Origin of the sequence: Plantactinospora mayteni, assembly GCF_016862935.1 — a bacterium.
Lineage (GTDB): Bacteria > Actinomycetota > Actinomycetes > Mycobacteriales > Micromonosporaceae > Plantactinospora > Plantactinospora mayteni.
On record NZ_BONX01000105.1, the window covers coordinates 1 to 1,619 of the forward strand.

Here is a 1,619-nt window from a genome sequence, read left to right on the forward strand (position 1 = left end):
CTTGTTCTTTAAGGTCGGTGTCCGTGTGTGGCGGTGGTCCTTTGTAGACGTCGGCGTGTCGTGGCGACACCAAGACGGCCACCGTTCGATGATCTTTCGGTTCCCTGGCAAGGACGCGAGAGATCAAGGGCGGTGGCCGTGGCCACGATTCTGGACTACCTGAGCGGCCTGGTACTACCCGACACCCCGGACGGGTCGGCAACTGATCCGGCGACGGTACTGACCGACTTCCGTCAGGACCTTTACGACTGCCTGACCACGCGGGCGGACGCTCTGTTCGAGTTGACCGACGCGGTCCTGTGCACCGACGGGCCGGTACACAGCCTGGTCGACCTGTCGCTCGTGGCGGAGCACCGGCGGGGACACGGCGCCTTGTACGACGGGTTGAACAGCGGCCGGATCGACATCGGCCGGCTACGGGTGAGGCTGGCCGGCCTGCCGCTGCCGAGGACCACGCACGGGCGGATCGTCCTGGCGGTCGATGTCAGCAACTGGCTACGCCCGGACGCGTCGACTTCGCCCGACCGGCTGTTCTGCCACGTCTACGGGCGGGCGAAGAGTCAGGCCCAGACGATTCCCGGCTGGCCGTACTCGTTCGTCGCCGCGCTGGAGTCCGGCCGCACCTCATGGACGCAGGTCCTGGACGCGGTACGCCTCGGCCCGACCGACGACCCTACTGCCGTGACCGCCGACCAGCTGCGAGGCGTCGTCAACCGCCTCGTTGAGGCAGGGCACTGGCGCGCCGGCCAGCCGCCGATTCTGATCGTCGCTGACACCGGCTACGACATCACCCGACTCGCCTACGTCCTGGCCGACCTGCCGGTGCAGCTGCTGGGCCGTATCCGCTCCGACCGGGTACTACGACTACCGAAGCCACCCCGAGCGGTGGGCGCCACCGGACGGCCGCCCAAACACGGCCCCGAATTCCGCTTGGACAACCCGGACACCTGGCCGGCGCCGCAGCACCACACCACCACGCAGACCAGCCGCTACGGCACCGTCAACGCCCGCAGTTGGGACCGGCTACACCCCCGGTTGACCCGCCGCACCTGCTGGATCGACCACACCGCCGACCTGCCGGTCATCGAGGGCACCCTGATCCGGCTACAGGTCGAGCACCTGCCCGGCGACCGTGACCCCAAACCGGTGTGGTTGTGGTGCTCGCAAGCCGGCGCGAACACCGCCGATGTCGACCGCTGGTGGCAGTCGTTCCTGCGCCGCTTCGACCTGGAACACACGTTCCGACTGTTCAAACAGACCCTGGGCTGGACCCGGCCGAAGATCCGCACCCCGCAGACCGCCGACCGCTGGACCTGGCTGATCATCGCCGCGCACACCCAACTCCGCCTCGCCCGACCCCTCGCCGCGGACCTACGCCGCCCGTGGGAACGACCAACCACACCCGGCCGGCTCACCCCCGCCCGGGTCCGTCGAGCGTTTCGGAACCTCCGCGCGAACAGCGCCCTGCCCGCCGCCGCACCGAAACCCGCACGACCAGGCCCCGGCCGCCCACTCGGCTCACGAAACCGCAGACCAGCACCCCGGAACGACGTCGGCAAAACCGTCAAGCGTGACCTGACGATCACCGCCCGCAAACAACGCAAAGGTTAAACAAAAAG

The 1,619-nt window shown here is 68.6% G+C and carries 1 protein-coding gene; it reads left to right on the forward strand.

The genetic code is table 11. The features are described 5' to 3' along the window. The first annotated feature begins 168 nt into the window (after nucleotides 1-168). Entirely contained in the window at nucleotides 169-1,611 is a 1,443-nt protein-coding gene (locus Pma05_RS42060; protein ID WP_307837053.1) for an NF041680 family putative transposase, read from the forward strand. The last annotated feature ends 8 nt before the right edge of the window (nucleotides 1,612-1,619 follow it).